The sequence below is a fragment of the Roseomonas sp. AR75 genome, assembly GCF_005222815.1.
In the GTDB taxonomy this organism is placed as follows: Bacteria; Pseudomonadota; Alphaproteobacteria; order Acetobacterales; family Acetobacteraceae; genus Falsiroseomonas.
Genome location: NZ_STGB01000004.1, coordinates 748,180 through 763,248 on the forward strand (window position 1 = coordinate 748,180; position 15,069 = coordinate 763,248).

At 71.7% G+C, this 15,069-nt stretch carries 12 protein-coding genes; 3 read left to right on the top strand and 9 right to left on the bottom strand.

The window, feature by feature from the left end; genetic code table 11:
* Nucleotides 1-1,593 carry an ABC transporter substrate-binding protein gene (locus E4T13_RS17600; protein ID WP_137179587.1) on the top strand — a complete coding sequence of 531 codons (1,593 nt, stop codon included), beginning with the start codon at nt 1-3 and terminating at the stop codon, nt 1,591-1,593.
* Nucleotides 1,594-1,608: 15 nt separating this feature from the next.
* On the opposite strand, the gene E4T13_RS17605 is transcribed toward E4T13_RS17600, so the two are convergent.
* The 3 genes from E4T13_RS17605 to E4T13_RS17615 all read right to left on the bottom strand — a co-directional run bounded on the left by E4T13_RS17605 (nt 1,609) and on the right by E4T13_RS17615 (nt 6,639).
* Entirely contained in the window at nt 1,609-2,592 is a 984-nt protein-coding gene (locus E4T13_RS17605) for a hypothetical protein (RefSeq protein ID WP_206030202.1), read from the bottom strand.
* 3 nt (nt 2,593-2,595) lie between these two features.
* Complete coding sequence (locus tag E4T13_RS17610; protein ID WP_137179588.1) at nt 2,596-3,582, bottom strand: tripartite tricarboxylate transporter substrate binding protein; 987 nt, start codon at nt 3,580-3,582, stop codon at nt 2,596-2,598.
* Between the two features lie 81 nt (nt 3,583-3,663).
* A complete protein-coding gene (locus E4T13_RS17615) occupies nt 3,664-6,639 on the bottom strand; it encodes a hybrid sensor histidine kinase/response regulator (RefSeq protein ID WP_137179589.1) in 2,976 nt (991 codons plus the stop codon).
* A 96-nt stretch (nt 6,640-6,735) separates the two neighbouring features.
* Between E4T13_RS17615 and pgi the strand changes: the two genes are divergently transcribed.
* A complete protein-coding gene (gene pgi, locus E4T13_RS17620) occupies nt 6,736-8,382 on the top strand; it encodes a glucose-6-phosphate isomerase (protein ID WP_137179590.1) in 1,647 nt (548 codons plus the stop codon).
* Nucleotides 8,373-8,873: an RNA pyrophosphohydrolase gene (locus E4T13_RS17625; protein WP_137179591.1), complete on the top strand. Its 501-nt coding sequence runs from the start codon at nt 8,373-8,375 to the stop codon at nt 8,871-8,873. Before pgi ends, E4T13_RS17625 begins: the two co-directional genes overlap by 10 nt.
* 18 nt (nt 8,874-8,891) lie before the next feature.
* On the opposite strand, the gene E4T13_RS17630 is transcribed toward E4T13_RS17625, so the two are convergent.
* The 6 genes from E4T13_RS17630 to E4T13_RS17655 form a co-directional block, all read right to left on the bottom strand.
* Complete coding sequence (locus tag E4T13_RS17630; protein ID WP_137179592.1) at nt 8,892-10,505, bottom strand: pilus assembly protein TadG-related protein; 1,614 nt, start codon at nt 10,503-10,505, stop codon at nt 8,892-8,894.
* 12 nt (nt 10,506-10,517) lie between these two features.
* Nucleotides 10,518-11,117 carry a TadE/TadG family type IV pilus assembly protein gene (locus E4T13_RS30905; RefSeq protein ID WP_137179593.1) on the bottom strand — a complete coding sequence of 200 codons (600 nt, stop codon included), beginning with the start codon at nt 11,115-11,117 and terminating at the stop codon, nt 10,518-10,520.
* Nucleotides 11,104-11,637 (bottom strand): TadE/TadG family type IV pilus assembly protein, encoded by a 534-nt coding sequence (locus E4T13_RS17640; RefSeq protein WP_137179594.1) that lies wholly within the window; start codon nt 11,635-11,637, stop codon nt 11,104-11,106. The genes E4T13_RS30905 and E4T13_RS17640 overlap by 14 nt, the downstream gene beginning before the upstream one ends.
* Before the next feature lie 179 nt (nt 11,638-11,816).
* Entirely contained in the window at nt 11,817-13,697 is a 1,881-nt protein-coding gene (locus E4T13_RS17645; RefSeq protein WP_137179595.1) for a pilus assembly protein TadG-related protein, read from the bottom strand.
* Entirely contained in the window at nt 13,684-14,220 is a 537-nt protein-coding gene (locus E4T13_RS17650) for a TadE/TadG family type IV pilus assembly protein (RefSeq protein WP_137179596.1), read from the bottom strand. Before E4T13_RS17650 ends, E4T13_RS17645 begins: the two co-directional genes overlap by 14 nt.
* A 351-nt stretch (nt 14,221-14,571) precedes the next feature.
* Entirely contained in the window at nt 14,572-15,069 is a 498-nt protein-coding gene (locus E4T13_RS17655; protein ID WP_137179597.1) for a GNAT family N-acetyltransferase, read from the bottom strand.

Below are 15,069 nucleotides of genomic sequence, written 5' to 3' on the forward strand. Positions count from 1 at the left end.
ATGGCAGGACGCCGGGAGCTGATCTCCGTCGTCGCGGGCGGGCTTGCGCTGCCCATGCCTTCGGTCCGCGCGTCGGGCGTTGCGGCGCGCCGGCTGCGCTTCGTGCCGCAGGCGGATCTCGCGGTGCTCGATCCCGTCGTGACCACCGCCTATGTCACGCGCAACCACGCGCTGATGGTCTACGACACGCTGTACGGCCTGGACGCCGCGCTGCGGCCGGTGCCGCAGATGGCAGAGGGCCATCGTGTCGAGGATGACGGCCGGCGCTGGACCTTCCGGCTGCGCGAAGGGCTGCGCTTCCACGACGGCGAGCCGGTGCGCGCGCGCGATTGCGTCGCCTCCATCCAGCGCTGGTGGCAGCGCGATCCGCTCGGGCGGCTGATGGCCGCGCGGGTGGAGGAGATCGCGGCGACGGACGACCGCAGCTTCGTCATCCGCCTCTCGCGCCCCTTCGGCCCGATGCTCGACGCACTGGGCAAGCTCGCCTCGCCGATCTGCGCCATCATGCCGGAACGCCTGGCACGGACGGATCCGGCGCGTGCCGTGACGGAGGTGGTCGGCTCCGGCCCCTTCCGCTTCCGCGCGGAGGAGCGCGTGCCGGGCGCGCTGGCGGTCTATGAGCGGTTCGAGGACTATGTCCCGCGCGCCGATGGCACGCCCGAATGGACCGCGGGGCCGAAGCGCGTCCATCTCGACCGCGTCGAATGGCACACGCTGCCGGACCCCGCCACGGCCGCTGCCGCCTTGCAGCGCGGGGAGATGGACTGGTGGGAGCAGCCCGCCTTCGACCTGCTGCCGCTGCTCCGCCGGCGCGACGACATCGCCGTGGTGACCACGGAGCTGCTCGGCTCGATCAGCCTGTGCCGCTTCAACCACCTGCATCCGCCCTTCGACAATCCCGCGCTGCGCCGCGCGTTGCTGCATGCGGTGAATCAGGCCGATTTCATGACTGCGGTGGCGGGCGCCGAGCCCGGCGCCTGGCGCGACGGCGTCGGCATCTGGCCGCCGGGTTCGCCGCTGGCGAGCGAGGCCGGCATGGAAGCGATCACCGGTCCGCACGACCTGGAACGCTCTCGGCGGGAGATCCGCGAATCCGGCTATCGCGGCGAGCGCATCGTGGCGCTGGTCTCGACCGACTTCCCGACCGGGAAGGCGGCCGGCGAGGTCGGCACCGACCTGTTCCGCCGGCTCGGCCTGAACGTGGACCATGTCGCGGCGGATTGGGGCACGGTGGTGCAGCGCCGCGCCAGCCGGGAGCCGGTGGAACGCGGCGGCTGGTCCTGCTTCTACAGCGGCTTCGCCACGCTCGACCTGCTCGATCCCGGCCTGCACCAGCCATTGCGCGGCAGCGGGCAGGATGGCTGGTTCGGCTGGCCCACGATCCCGCGCATGGAGACGCTCGCCGCTGCCTGGATCGACGCGCCCGATCTGGCCGCGCAGCGGGCGATCGCGGCCGAGATGCAGCGCCTCGCCTTCGAGGAGGTGCCCTATCTGCCGCTCGGCCAGTATTTCCAGCCGACCGCCTATCGCCGCCGCCTCACCGGCGTGCTGCGCGGCCCGCCGCTGTTCTGGAATCTGCGCCAGGCGGCGTAGGCGACAGGTCCCGGCCTACACGCCTTCGAGTTCCGCGATCGCGATGCCGCTCTCGCCGGCGACCGCGTAGAGCAGGAAGACGCGGCCGCCTTCCTCGAAGATGGCGGGGTCGCGAAGCTGATTGACCGGGTGATTGATGGCACCGCGCCAGGAGCCCGCGACCGGCAGCGCCGCACCTTCCCATTCCGTCTCCGGGCGCAGCAGCAGTTCGGGCGGTCCGGCGCGCCACTCGCGCCAGTCGCCGCGGAGGTCCACGCGGGACAGCAGCAGGCTTTCGGGCGCATCGCCCACGCGGCTCCAGATCACCCAGAGCGTGTCGCCGCGCGGCAGCAGCGCGACATGGCGCTGGTTCGGATCGCCGAACAGGTCCGGGCCGGGCTCGAAGGGGCCGAAGGGATCGGCGGCGCGGTACAACACGCCCGGCATGGCGAGCGCATAGGTCGCGCCGCCATGCGCGAAGACGCGGAAATAGGACGGGCCGAGCAGCGGCGCGCGCGGCGTGAAGACCAGCCCGTCCGGCGAGGTCGCGACGCGCGTGCGCTGCTCGCGCCAGGCCGAGAGGCCGTGGAAATACATCACGATGCGCCGGTTCTCCTGGTCCACATGGACATCCGGGGAGGCGATGTGCGGCGTCGTCGCGTCCTCCTCCGGATCCGGCACGCCGGCCGTTCCGGGCGGTGCCTCGTTCGGGCGCGGCGGGCGTTGCGAAGGCGTCGCCGGGCGGGGCGGCGGCGCGGTCGGGAACAGCGAGTCGGCCAGCGCCAGCGCGCCCGGATCGTGGATGCGCCACGGGCCTTCCGGCGCATCGGCGAAGGCGAGGCGGATGTGGTCGCCCTTGTGGTCGGCGAAATAGAGGTAGTAGCGGCCGAGCGGCGCCTTCACCCAATCCGGCACGCGGATCAGGCTCGGCCCCTGGATGTTGGTGCCGATGCGCGCGCCCATGCCCGGACGGATGATCGGGGCGTCGCCGAGGCGGCGGATGCGGCAGGGGATCGGCATCGCTCAGCCGGCCCTGAGGCCGAGCTCGCGCACCAGCGCGCCGAAGCGGGCGTTGTCGGAGCGGATCCGCGCCGCCGTCTCCTCCCGCGACAGCACCAGCGCGTCGGAGCCCTGCGGCAGGCGCCGCGCGAAGTCGGGATCGGCGACGAGGGCGGCGACATCGGCGGCGATGCGCGCCGCGATCTCCTCCGGCAGGCCGCGCGGGCCATGCACGGACTGCCAGGCGCTCGGCAGGTCGAGGCCGGGCGAGGCCTCCGCCAGGGCCGGCACCTCGGGCAGTTGCGGCAGGCGTTCGGCGCCGGTGGCGAAGAGGGCGCGGAGCCGCCCTGCCTCGATATGCGGCAGCGTCACCGTGATGCCGTCCAGCGCCATCTGCACGCGGCCGGCAACGAGGTCCGCGGTGGCCGCGCCGGCCGTGCGGTAAGGCACGTGATGCGCGGGGAAGGCCAGGGCGCGCGCCAGCATTTCCATGTTCAGGTGCGGGATGGTGCCGATGCCGGGCGACGAGAAGAACAGCGGATCGCCGCTGCGCTGCCGCGCCAGCGCGACCAGCTCCGCGAGGGTGTTCACCGGCAGCGAGGGATGCACCACCAGCGCGGAACGCGAGACCGTCACCGCGCCGAGCGGTGCGAGGTCGGTCAGCGGATCATAAGGTGCGGCCTGGATGTGCGGCGTGATGGCGAGGGCCGCGATGGCGATCAGCCCGATCGTGTAGCCGTCGGGCGCCGCGCGCGCGATCTGCGCCACGCCGATCGCGCCGCCCGCGCCCGGCAGGTTCTCCACCACCAGCCTCTGGCCCCAGCGCGCGGCAAGCGCATCGGCCAGCACGCGCGCCACCTGGTCGGCCTGGTTGCCAGCGCCATAGGGCACCACGAAGCGGACCGGGCGCGAGGGCCAGGCCTGGGCGCGCGCGACGGAGGGCGCGGCGAGCAGCGCGCCGAGCGAGAGAACGGCGCGGCGACCTGGCCGGGCGATGCGCGACGGGGGCATGGCGTTGCTTCCTTCCTCGGACGGCGGGGAAGCAGAGCAGATCGGCGCGTGCGAATCACGCCCCGGCTATTCGGCCCCCGGCTATTCGGCCGCGCGCGCCATGGCGCCGCTCAGCACCGAGGAAAGCTGCGCCAGGCTGTAGGGCTTGGACAGGCGTGGCGGTGCGCCGGGTTCCTCCTGCCCGCCGCCGGCATAGCCGGTGGCCAGGATCACCGGCAGGCCCGGATGGTCCACGCGCAGCCGTGCCGCCAGGGCCGCGCCCGTCATCCCCGGCATGGCGTGGTCCGTCAGCACCGCAGTGACGTCGCGGCGCGCATCGAGCAGCGCGAGCGCCGCCTCGCCGCTCTCGGCCGGCACGGGTTCGTAGCCCAGCTCCTCCAGCATCGCGGCAGTGCTCTCCAGCACCAGTGGCTCGTCGTCCACTACCAGCACCGCGCCGCGGCCGCGCAGCGTCGCCTCGGCGGCGTGGAGCGGCTCCGGCGCCACGGGCACGCGGCTTGTCGCGGGCAGCCAGAGCGTCGCGGTGGTGCCGTGCCCCGGCGCGCTATCCAGCACCAGCGCGCCCCCCGACTGGGCGGCGAGGCCATGCACCATCGAGAGGCCGAGGCCGGTCCCCTGCCCGGCGGCCTTGGTGGTGAAGAAGGGCTCCACGGCGCGCGCCAGCGTCGCCTCGTCCATGCCGCTGCCGGTGTCGCTGACCGCCACCGTCAGCCAGCGCCCGGCGGGCAGCCGGCCCGGCGCCGGCCCATCCACCAGCGCGAGCCTGATGCGCACCTTGCCGCCCTCGGGCATGGCATCGCGCGCATTCACCGCCAGGTTCACCAGCGCGAGTTCCAGCGCATGCGGGTCCACCAGGGCCGGCGGAAGGTCCTCCGGCGCGTCCAGTTCCAGCGCGACCAGCGGGCCAGCGGAGCGGCGCAGCAGCGCCTCCACGCCCATCAGCAGGTCTTGCAGGTCCACCGGCATCGGCTTCAGGTCCTGCCGGCGCGCGAATGCCAGCAGCCGCTGCGTCAGCGTCGCGCCGCGCTCCGCCGCCTGCACCGCGGAATCGAGCTGGCGCAGCAATTCCGGCGCGGTCACCTCCGCCCGCCGTCGCGCGATGCCGAGATTGCCGAGCACGGCCATCAGCAGGTTGTTGAAGTCATGCGCCACGCCGCCGGTGAGCTGGCCGAGCGTATCCATCTTCTGCGCCTCGTGCAGCAGCGCCTGCGCCGCCTTCAGCGCGGAGATGTCGCGCGCTTCCGCCACCAGCAGGGAGACCTGGCCGTCCTCGCCGCGCACCGGCGTGACGGAGAAGTCCACTGCCACATCCTGGCCCTCGGCGTTGCGCATCGAGGTCTCGCAGCGCGCGAAGCGGCCGGATGCAGCGTCCTCGATGGCGTCGCAGAGCTGGGCCTGGGTCGCCGCGTCCTGTGGCCACCAGGGCGCCGCCCAATAGGGCCGGCCGATCACCTGGCCCGCCGTGACGCCGCCGAGACGCAGCATTGCCGCATTGGCCTCCAGCACCGTGCCGTCGGGCGAGAGCAGGCCGATGAACTGGAAGGTCGCGTTGAACAGGCCGCGGAAGCGCGCCTCGCCCTCGCGCAGCCGGGCATTCGCTTCGGCCAGCGCGCCGGTGCGCTCCGCGACGCGGCGTTCCAGCGTCAGCCGCGCCTCCTCCATCGCCTGCTGCGCGCGGCGCTCGGCGGTGACGTCGCGGGCGATGCCGAGCAGGCGGCGCGGCCTGCCCTCTCCGGCGGGGCGCGCCTCGGCCTTCACGCCGATCCAGCGCGGCGGCCGGGCGCCGGCGAGGCGGAATTCCGCATCGAGCGGCGCGCCGCGTCGCACGGCGTCGGCGACCGCAGCCACCACGGTGCCGCGGTCGTCGGGATGCATGGCCCGCAGCAGCGCGCGCACGGGAACGCTGCGGAAGCCGCGCACCTCGGCGCCGGGCAGGCCCCATTCGCCGAACACCTCGCCCGCCAGCGCGATGCGGGACGTCTCGAGGTCGAGGTCCCAGAGCCCGATGCCGCCGGATTGCTGCGCGAGCCGGAGCCGCGCCTCGCCTTCCTGCAGCGAGGCCAGCAGATGCAGGCGGTCCGACAGCGCCTCGGCCAGCGCCGTGCCGCGCTCGACCGTGGTGCGGATCGCATCCGCCTCGCGCCGGCCGGCACGCAGCGCCGCGATGCCCAGGCTGCCGGCAAGCAGGAAGGAGAGGCAGAACAACAGGCCATTGCGCGTCAGCCGGTGCCGGAAGGGCGCCAGCACGTCGTCCAGCGAGATCCCGACCACCGCCACGGCAGGCACCGTGACGGAAGCGCGCCAGGCGACGAGCCGGTCCACGCCATCGGCGCCGGTCTCCTGGTCGTGCCCCGACTCGCCCGTGCGCGGCTCCTCCGGCGGCACGGGCGGGCTCGGCGGAAGCGGCCAGCGCAGCAGCACAGCGCCATCCGCGCGCAGCAGCCGGACCTGCGCGGCGGGCCCCAGCGAAAGGCGCTCGATCACGCGGCTGAACTCGCTGACATGGATCGCCGCATGCACGGCGCCGATGAACACGCCTTGCGCATACAGCGGGCGCATCCAGCCGAAGTTCCAGACCCGCGTTTCCGGCGAGAGATCCAGCCGGGCCAGGTGCTCGCCCGCGCCGGCAGCCACCGCCAGGAAGCATTCCTCGCGCGAGAGGTCGAGCGGGGGCGGATCGGGGCGCAGCGAGGTCGCGACCAGCTCGCCCCGCGCATCGGTCACCCAGATGGCGCCGATCTCCTGCGCCAGCGCGTCCAGCGCGGCCAGATCGGGCCAGCTCCGGTCGCGCAGCGCCTCCAGCCCGTTGCGGTCGACCAGCTCCGCGACATTGGCCGTGGTGAGCTCGGCGATGCGCAAGGCGCTCTCGGCGGTTTCCGCCAGCAGCGTCGCGGCATTCTCCGCCACGGTGCGGCCCTGCGCGAGCGTCGCGTCGCGATCGGCGATGCTGGCGGCGGTGAAGAGGCCGGTGGCGATCAGCGCGAAGGCGACCAACGCCAGGCGCAGCCGCTGCCATGCCGGCCCCGTGCTCTCCACGCCGTGTCGGGCGCCGGCCATCCCGCTCCCTTCGCAGTCGATCCCCCGGGGACTATCTAACCCGAACTCGGCGAACGAAACATCTGGCTGCGCGCGGCGCGCGGGGGAGAGGAAGGCATGGCGGGATCGGCGACGCCGGCGGCCGGCACGCCGGAGACGGCCTGGCAGGCCGTGCGGGCGCTGGCGGCGCGGCCCGATGGGGCGGCGGTGCGGGCCCGGCTGGATGCCGACCCCGGCCGCTTCGCCCGGTTCAGCCATCGCGGCGCGGGGCTGCTGCTGGATCTTTCCCGCACCGCGCTGACCGAGGCGGTGCTCGACGCGCTGCTCGGCTTCGCCCGCGCCCGCGGCGTGCTGGCGTTCCGCGATGCGATGGCGCGGGGCGAGGCGGTGAACGTGACGGAAGGCCGGGCGGCGCTGCACATGGCGCTGCGCGGGCCGCCGGGCGCCTTCACGGCGGATGGCGAGGATGCCTCGGCGGCGGTGCATGCGACGCTGGCGGCGATGCGCGGCTTCACCGAGGCGGTGCATGCCGGCCGCATCGTCGCGACCGACGGCGCGCCCTTCACCGATGTGCTGAACATCGGCATCGGCGGCTCCGACCTCGGCCCCGCGATGGTGACGCGGGCGCTGTGGCGGCCGGGCGCGGCGCTGCGCGCGCACTACCTCTCCAACGTGGATGCGCATGCCTGGGACGAGCTGCGCGCGCGCCTGGATCCCCGGCGCACGCTGGTGCTGGTGGCCTCCAAGACCTTCACCACGCAGGAGACCATGACCAATGCGCGGCTGGTCCGCGCCTGGCTGGCGGAGGCGCTGGGCGAGGACAGGGCGGGCGCGCAGATGGCGGCGCTCTCCACCAACCTTGTGGCGACTGCGGCCTTCGGCATCCCGGCGGAGCGCGTCTTCGGCTTCCGCGACTGGGTCGGCGGGCGTTTCTCGCTGTGGTCGGCGGTCGGCCTTTCCGTCGCGCTGGCCTGCGGCTGGGATGGGTTCGCCCGGCTGCTTGCAGGCGCGCGCGCGATGGACGCGCATTTCCTGGAGGCGCCGGAGGCGGAGAACCTGCCGCTGCTGCTGGCCGCGACCGAGATCTGGCACGTCGATGCGCTCGGCTACCCCGCGCGCGCGGTGCTGCCCTATGACGAGCGCCTGGCCCGGCTGCCGGCGCATCTGCAGCAGCTCGAGATGGAATCGCTCGGCAAGCGCGTGACGTTGGCGGGCGCGCCCGTGGCGATGCCGACCGGGCCGGTGGTGTTCGGCGAGCCCGGCACGAATGCGCAGCATTCCTTCATGCAGCTGATCCACCAGGGTACCACGCCCGTCCCGGTGGATTTCGTGCTGGTCGCGCGGCCGGACCATGGCCATGCGGAAAGCCATCGCATCCTGCTGGCCAATGCGCTGGCCCAGGCCGAGGCCTTGGCCCGCGGCCGCAGCGAGGCGGAGGCGCGGGCGGAGATGAAGAAATCCGGCCTGCCGGTGGCGGAGGTGGACCGGCTTGCGCCGCACCGGACCTTCCCCGGCGACCGCCCCAGCATCTCCATCCTGCTGCCGGCGCTGACGCCGGAGTCGCTGGGCGCGCTGGTGGCGCTCTACGAGCACAAAGTCGCCTGCCTCGGCGCCTTCTGGAGCATCAACCCCTTCGACCAATGGGGCGTCGAGCTGGGCAAGCAGCTTGCCGGCGGCATCCTGCCTGTGCTGTCGGGCAATGCCGGGGCATCGGATGCCGCCACGGCGGCGATGATCGCGGAGATCCGGCAGCGATGGCGCTGACGCAGAAACCCTATCGCACCAATGTCGGCGCGCTGCTGTTCAACGCGGCGGGGCTGGTGCTCGTGGCGCGCCGCGCCGACCTGCCGAACGCGGAGGGCGCGGCCGGCGGTTGGCAGTTGCCGCAGGGCGGCGTCGATGAAGGGGAGGATCTGCGCGTCGCCGTGCTGCGCGAACTGGCGGAGGAGGTCGGCACCGCCCGGGCGGAGATCCTGGAGGAGTATCCGGGCTGGCTGACCTACGACTTCCCGCTCGACCTGGCGGCGCGCGGCTTCCGCATCGCGCAGCGCTATCGCGGCCAGCGGCAGAAATGGTTCGCGCTGCGCTTCACCGGCGTGGATGCCGACATCCGGCTGGACGCAGACCAGCATCCGGAATTCGACGCCTGGCGCTGGGCGCGGCTGGCGGAACTGCCAGGCCTGGCCGTGGCCTTCAAGCGCGACATCTATGCGGAGCTGGCGCGCGCCTTCGCCCATCTCGCCGCGCGCGACTGAGCGCGCGCGGCGTCGTCTTCAGTCCGTCATGCGCACGCTGGCGAGCTGCGCAGCGACCTGGGTGAACACGGTCTGCAGCTGCGAGGCGGTCGGGCTTTCCAGGTAGTGGTCGGGCGTCGTCGCGCAGTTGCGCAGCATGGTGCGATGCGCGGAATTCACCTGGAAGCCGATGACGTAGACGGTGATGTTCACGCCCGGCGCCTTCATGGCGTTGCAGACCGCCGTGAATCGCTGGTCCAGCCGCGTATCCGCGTTCGACTGCGTCACCGGGCTGATGCGCGCACTGGGGAACATGGCGTTGTAATCGGAGACATGACCATAGGCATTGTAGTTCAGCTCCGTGCCTGAGGCGGTGGAGCACACGCCACGGCTGCTGGATCCGCAGCTTGCGCCATAGGGATCCTGCCAGTTGTTGTCGCCATCGGTCAGGATCACCACGACCTTGCGCATGTTCGGCGTGTTGTAGGGAAGCGGCAGCGTCGGGGTGTTCGGGATGCCGCTGTTCGGATCCTGCCAATAGCCCTGCCAGTTCGGGCTGAGCGTGTACCACGCACCCTGCAGGCCGACGGCGGTGGTGGTGCCGCCGCTCTTGATCGGCGCCAGGATGCGGGACAGGGCGGTGTTCACGGCCGTGCGGCTGGCGGTCAGCGGCTGGATGGGGCTCATCGCGCAGAGCAGGTTCGGCCCGACCGCTTCCGCATGCGGCATGCCCTGGTCGCGGAGATAGTCGTACATGTAGTTGCCGTTGAGCTGCGACTGGGTGGGCGCCCCGTTGGTATTCGGCCAGTCGTTGTCGCCATGGCAGAAGCGGTTGTTGTTGTTGCTGCCCGAATAGGCGTTGGTCGAGACGCAGCGGCCGGAGCCGACCGTGCCCACCTTGCGGTAGGTGCTCTCCCAGAAATACGGCCGGAAGCGCGCGGCGCCGGTGGGTGCGGCATCGGTGGTGTCGTGCCCGTTGCGCCGCGCCTCCACGCAGCCGCTCCAGTTGCCGAGATCCCAGCCGGAGGGCATGCCGCTGGTGTCGAGCATCGCGGAGTTGCCCGTGCCGATGTTGATGGTGCGCGCGAAGGGCACGACGGAGACGAACAGGTTCTGCTGCGTGTCGCGGCCGCCATAGAGGACGTCGAGCATGGTGTGGATGGCAGCGCGCGCGGCATCCAGCTTGGTGCCGCCCATGCCGTTGCCTGCCGCCTCGCGCATGGAGGAGGTGTGGTCCACCACCAGCGCCAGCTCGATCCCGCTGCCGCCGCGCTGCACCGTCGCGCGCTCGATTCGGACGACATTGCTTTCGGACAGCACGCCGAAGAGGGTGGTGCCGATCGTGGCGCTGGCAGAGACGCTGAGCGAGGCCGCGTCCCCCGGCGTGATCGTCGGCTCCGAGATGGTGGCGCCGAGATAGCCGCGCGAGCCGTCGAGCTGGGTGAAATGCGACCAGAAGACCGAGGTCGCCTGCGCGTCCCGGCTTGGGTCGGTCATGCGGCGCGCCGCGGTCAGCGCGGCGGCGTCCACCGCCGTTCGCAGCCGGGTCTCCACCAGCCAGATGCGCGTGCTGTCGACGGCCAGACCGGCCGCGCCGATCAGCGTCGCCATCATCATGGCGGTCAGGGCCGCGGTCGTGCCGCGCTTGTCCATCGCCGGTCTCCCTCAGCCGGTGCAGTCGGGCTGGTTGCTGGTCTGCGGCGTGAGCTGGAGCGAGGCGGCATCGGGGGCGCGCGTCACGAAATAGGTCACGCCGCGAAGGGTCTGCTGCGTCCAGGGGGCCATGAAGATGGCGCCGAGCGACCAGGGGTCCTGCGGCAGGTAGACCTCCGTGACGAACAGCGTGGTGCCCTGCGGCACGGTGAAGCCGCCGGGCAGCGTGGCCGGGCCTGGCCCGGAGCCGACGGCGCTGGCCTGCGTGCTGACGCCGCTGCGGTGCTGCCACACGACCTCGCTCGCGCCGTCGCGCAGCGCGACCGCCGTCAGGATGATCGCGCCGCTCGCATTCGCGCCGGTGATGTTGCCGAGATTGCCGACGATGCGCTGCGCGTAGCTCCAGAACTGGTCCGTGTCGCCCGGGCTGGAGATGCGGTTGCACTGGGTGACGAGCTGGCCGACCTGAAGCGCCGCGGAATCGAGGCGCATCTGCGCGCGCATGAAGTTCACCAGGTCGGTCGCGCCGAGGGCGAGCAGCAACAGGCCCGGCATCAGCAGGCCGAACTCGACGCTGGCGCTGCCGCGCCGATCGAGGCTAGCAGACGGCATTGTCGAAGGCCTCGTTCTTCACCACGACGGCGGCGTGATGCACGAGCTGCGCCGGCCCGCCGAGGATGTTGAGCCACGCGCCGGTGAGGAAGGGCTCCGTGTAGGTCACGTTGTAGGTGACCACCTGGCCGCCGGTGCCGTCGCCGGGCGTGGCCGTGCCGTTCAGGTCGGAAGGGCTGTCCACGGCGGCCGTCGTCACCAGGATCCGCTCGGGCGTCAGGATGCTGCCGGTGGCGTTGGCGACCAGCCAGCGGATGGTCTGCGAACGGCAGGTGATGTCGGCTGGGGTGTTGGGGCGCGTCGCCTGGCCGGTGATGCCGAAGCGGCTGGCGCGCAGTGTCGCGCGATCCAGCGCCGCGGCGACGGTGGACTGCCAGGTCACTTCCACCAGGCCGATGATCACGGCGAGGATCGCCAGGAATATGAAGCTGAACTCGGCGGCGACCATGCCGCCGCGATCACGCTTCGCATCCGATGCCACCCGGGAGGCTCGCGCCTGCAGTGTGCGAGGCCGCTTCATGCGCCGATCCGATCTCCATGCGGGCTTGCCCGCAACGAAGACGGGTAGACGCTGCCGGAATAATCCTCAAATCAGGTTTTGTCGGACTTGGTATGATTCTGTCTGAACCGCTGCGGCGGGCGCGCCGTGCTCACCGGGGATTCACGGTCCATTCCGCCGTCGGCGCGGGCGGCGACGGCTCAATCCACCATCCGGATGCTTGCGAGCTGGGCGCCGACCTGGCGGAACACCGCCTGCAGTTCGGCCGCCGTCGGGCTCTGGAAGTAGTGGTCGCGGCTGGTTGCGCAGTCACGCAGCAGGTCCTGATGGCCCGAGGCGACCTCGAACCCAACGACATAGACGGTGATGTTCACGCCAGGCGCCTTCATCGCCTCGCAGACCGCGCTGAACCGCTGGTCGAGCCGGGTATCCGCATTGGCGGACGTCACCGGTTCGATCCGCGCGCTGGGAAAGGCTGCATTGTAGTCGGCGACGCGGCCATAGGCGTTGTAGTTCAGCTCCGTCTGGCCGGGCGTCGGCGTGGAGCAGACGCTGTCATTGGCAGAGCCGCAGCTTGCGCCATAGGGCGCCTGCCAGTTGTTGTCGCCATCGGTCAGGATCACGACGACCTTGCGCATGTTGGGCGTGTTGTAGGGCAGCGGCAGGGTCGGCGTGTTCGGGATGCCGCTGTTCGGATCCTGCCAGTGGCCACGCCAGTTCGGGCTGAGCGTGTACCACGCACCCTGCAGGCCCACGGCGGTGGTGGTGCCGCCGCTTTTGATCGGCGCCTCGATCGCGGCGAGCGCGGCATTCACCGCGGTGCGGCTCGCGGTCAGCGGCTGGATCGGCGTCAGCGCGCAGAGCAGGTTCGGGCCCGCGGACTGCGCCGCGGTCATGCCGGCATTCCGCAGGTATGCATACATGGCGTTGTCATTCAGCTGGCTCGCGGTCGGCGCGCCGAAGGTGTTCGGCCAGTCATTGTCGCCGTGGCAATGGCTCACGCTGCTGCTGCCGCCGCTGGAATACGCGTTGCCGGGCAGGCAGCGGCCGGCGGCGACGGTGCCGACGCGGCGATAGGTGCTCTGCCAGAAATAGGGCCGGAAGCGCGCGGCGCCGGTGGGCGCGGCATCGGTGGTGTCGTGACCGTTGCGCCGCGCCTCGACACAGCCGCTCCAGTTCGCGAGGTTCCAGCCGGCGGGCATTCCGGCGGTGTCGAGCATCGCGGAATTGCCGGTGCCGATGTTGATGGTGCGGGAGAAGGGCACGACGGAGACATACAGGTTCTGCTGCGTGTCGCTGCCGGCATAGAGCACGTCCAGCATCGCGTGGATGGCCGTGCGCGCCGCGTCCAGCTTGGTCGTCGCGCCGCCGCTGCCACTGCCGCTGCCACTGCTTCCGCCGCCGCGCCCGCTGCTGCCGCTGCTGCCGGAGGCGGATTCGCGCATCGAGGCGGTCTGGTCCACCACGATCGCCAGTTCGAGCCCTTGCCCGCCGCGCTGCACCGTCGCGCTGCCGGTGCGCTGCATCGTGCCATCCGACAGGAAGCGGAACAACGAAGTCGGCACGGAGGCGGTGGCATCCACGCGGATGCGCGACGCCTGCGCCGGATCGGGCGTGATCACCGGCCCTTCGATCGTGGCGCCGAGATAGCCGAGCGCGCCGTTGCGCTGCGTGAAGTGCGACCAGAACACCGCGGTGGCCTCCGCGTCGCGCGAGGCATCGGTGATGCGGCGCGCGGCTGTCAGCGCGGCGGCATCCACCGCGGTGCGCAGCTTCTGCTCGACCAGCCAGAGCCGCGTGGAATCCACCGCCAGGCCGGCGGCGCCGATCATGCCCGTCATCATCATCGCGGTGAGCACCGCGGTCGTGCCGCGGCGGTCGCCGAGGATCCCGCCGGCGGTGCGGCGGCCGCGCAGCAGGCGCCAGGGGCTGCGCGCGCCGGCGACGCGCCAGATGCCGCCGGCATCCGCGGAATCCACCACCGCGGCGTCGCGCCGCAGGCGGGACTGCGGCACCAGATGCATGGGGCGGAACAGGCCCGCTCCGCCCCGGATGGCCGCGGGACCCTTAGCAGATCGCATTGTCGAAGGCCTCGTTCTTCACGACGATCGTCGCGTGGTGGACCAGGTGCTCGGGACCGCCGATCAGCCGCAGCCAGACGCCGCTCATGAACGGCTCGGTGTAGGTGACCTCGTAGGTGACGACCTGGCGGCCGGTGCCGGCGCCGGCGGTGGGCGTGCCGCCCATGCCCGAGGCGCTGCCATAGGCATTGGTGGTGACCTGCAGCCGCGCGGGATCGAGCAGGCGGTTCGCCGTGTTGGTGATGATCCAGGGGATGGTCTGCGACCGGCAGGTGAGCTCCGCCGGTGCACCCGCGCGCGTGGCCTGGCCAGTGACGCCGAAGCGGCTGGCCTTGGACACGGCCCGGTCGAGGGCGGAGGCGATGGAGAGCTGCCAGCCGACCTCCACGATCCCGACCGCCACCATCAGGAAGGCGGGCAGCAGCACCGCGAACTCGACGCCGGAGGTGCCGCGGCGGCAGCGCCGCACCTTGTGCAGCGTCGTGCCGGGTTTGGGCTTCTGTCGCGACAGGATGGAACGCATCGGGCGACAACCTCACGGATTGAACCAAATCACGAGCGAATAATAAAAAATGAGGCGACAATGTCAAGTTCCTTAGAGGGTTTTACATTGTCCATAAGTGTCAGTCTTGGTTTGTATGCGGGCCTGTGTCAGATCAGGAAAAGTAACGCACTGTTCGTTACGATCTATACAATGTGTTAGATCACCTGACATTGCTCACAATGGCTGACAAATGCCACACGGCATAGTTGTATTCCGGTCGGCATGTCAGGTTGTGCAGGGCGCGTTGAGCGGCAGCCACGCAGGCGCATGGCGCCGAGCCGCATCAAATGCTGCCGAACGATATCGCGGCGCGAGACGCGTCGCGCCGGATCAGCCTGTGCCGGCTCCCGTGGGACGCAGCGTCAGGCGCATCCGCTGTTCCAGCACCTCAGCGCCCCAGCCGCTGTCCCTCGCCGCATGCTCCTCGCGGAAGCCTGCCGTTTCGTAGAGCCGGCGCGCGGCATCCAGCCCGGCGAAGGTGGTCAGCCAGACCGAGGCGAAGCCGCGGCTACGGCAGAATCCGAGGGCAGCGTCGAGCAGCTCCCTGCCGGTTCCACCACGCAGCGCCGCGTCCAGGAAGAACCAGCGGAGCCGTGCCTGTGGCCGGGCACGCCCGTCGATGGCGATGCCGCCGAGAACCCCGGCCTCGCGGCGCACCAGCCAGCAGCGGCAATCCGCATGCGGCAGTGCCGCGGCGAAGGCGCCGATCTCCGCCTCGAGCTGCGCGCGGAAGGCGGAACCGAAGCCCCAGTGCCGCGCATACCAGTCGGCCTGCAGGCGGACCATGGTCGCGATGTCGTCCGGGGAGAGCGTCTCCGCCGGCTGCAT

Bases quoted from the DNA above. Each gene is read 5' to 3' on its own strand.
- E4T13_RS17600 (WP_137179587.1), top strand. From the start codon at position 1: ATGGCAGGACGCCGGGAGCTGATCTCCGTCGTCGCGGGCGGGCTTGCG.
- E4T13_RS17605 (WP_206030202.1), bottom strand. From the start codon at position 2,592: ATGCCGATCCCCTGCCGCATCCGCCGCCTCGGCGACGCCCCGATCATC.
- E4T13_RS17610 (WP_137179588.1), bottom strand. From the start codon at position 3,582: ATGCCCCCGTCGCGCATCGCCCGGCCAGGTCGCCGCGCCGTTCTCTCG.
- E4T13_RS17615 (WP_137179589.1), bottom strand. From the start codon at position 6,639: ATGGCCGGCGCCCGACACGGCGTGGAGAGCACGGGGCCGGCATGGCAG.
- pgi (WP_137179590.1), top strand. From the start codon at position 6,736: ATGGCGGGATCGGCGACGCCGGCGGCCGGCACGCCGGAGACGGCCTGG.
- E4T13_RS17625 (WP_137179591.1), top strand. From the start codon at position 8,373: ATGGCGCTGACGCAGAAACCCTATCGCACCAATGTCGGCGCGCTGCTG.
- E4T13_RS17630 (WP_137179592.1), bottom strand. From the start codon at position 10,505: ATGGACAAGCGCGGCACGACCGCGGCCCTGACCGCCATGATGATGGCG.
- E4T13_RS30905 (WP_137179593.1), bottom strand. From the start codon at position 11,117: ATGCCGTCTGCTAGCCTCGATCGGCGCGGCAGCGCCAGCGTCGAGTTC.
- E4T13_RS17640 (WP_137179594.1), bottom strand. From the start codon at position 11,637: ATGAAGCGGCCTCGCACACTGCAGGCGCGAGCCTCCCGGGTGGCATCG.
- E4T13_RS17645 (WP_137179595.1), bottom strand. From the start codon at position 13,697: ATGCGATCTGCTAAGGGTCCCGCGGCCATCCGGGGCGGAGCGGGCCTG.
- E4T13_RS17650 (WP_137179596.1), bottom strand. From the start codon at position 14,220: ATGCGTTCCATCCTGTCGCGACAGAAGCCCAAACCCGGCACGACGCTG.
- E4T13_RS17655 (WP_137179597.1), bottom strand. From the start codon at position 15,069: ATGCAGCCGGCGGAGACGCTCTCCCCGGACGACATCGCGACCATGGTC.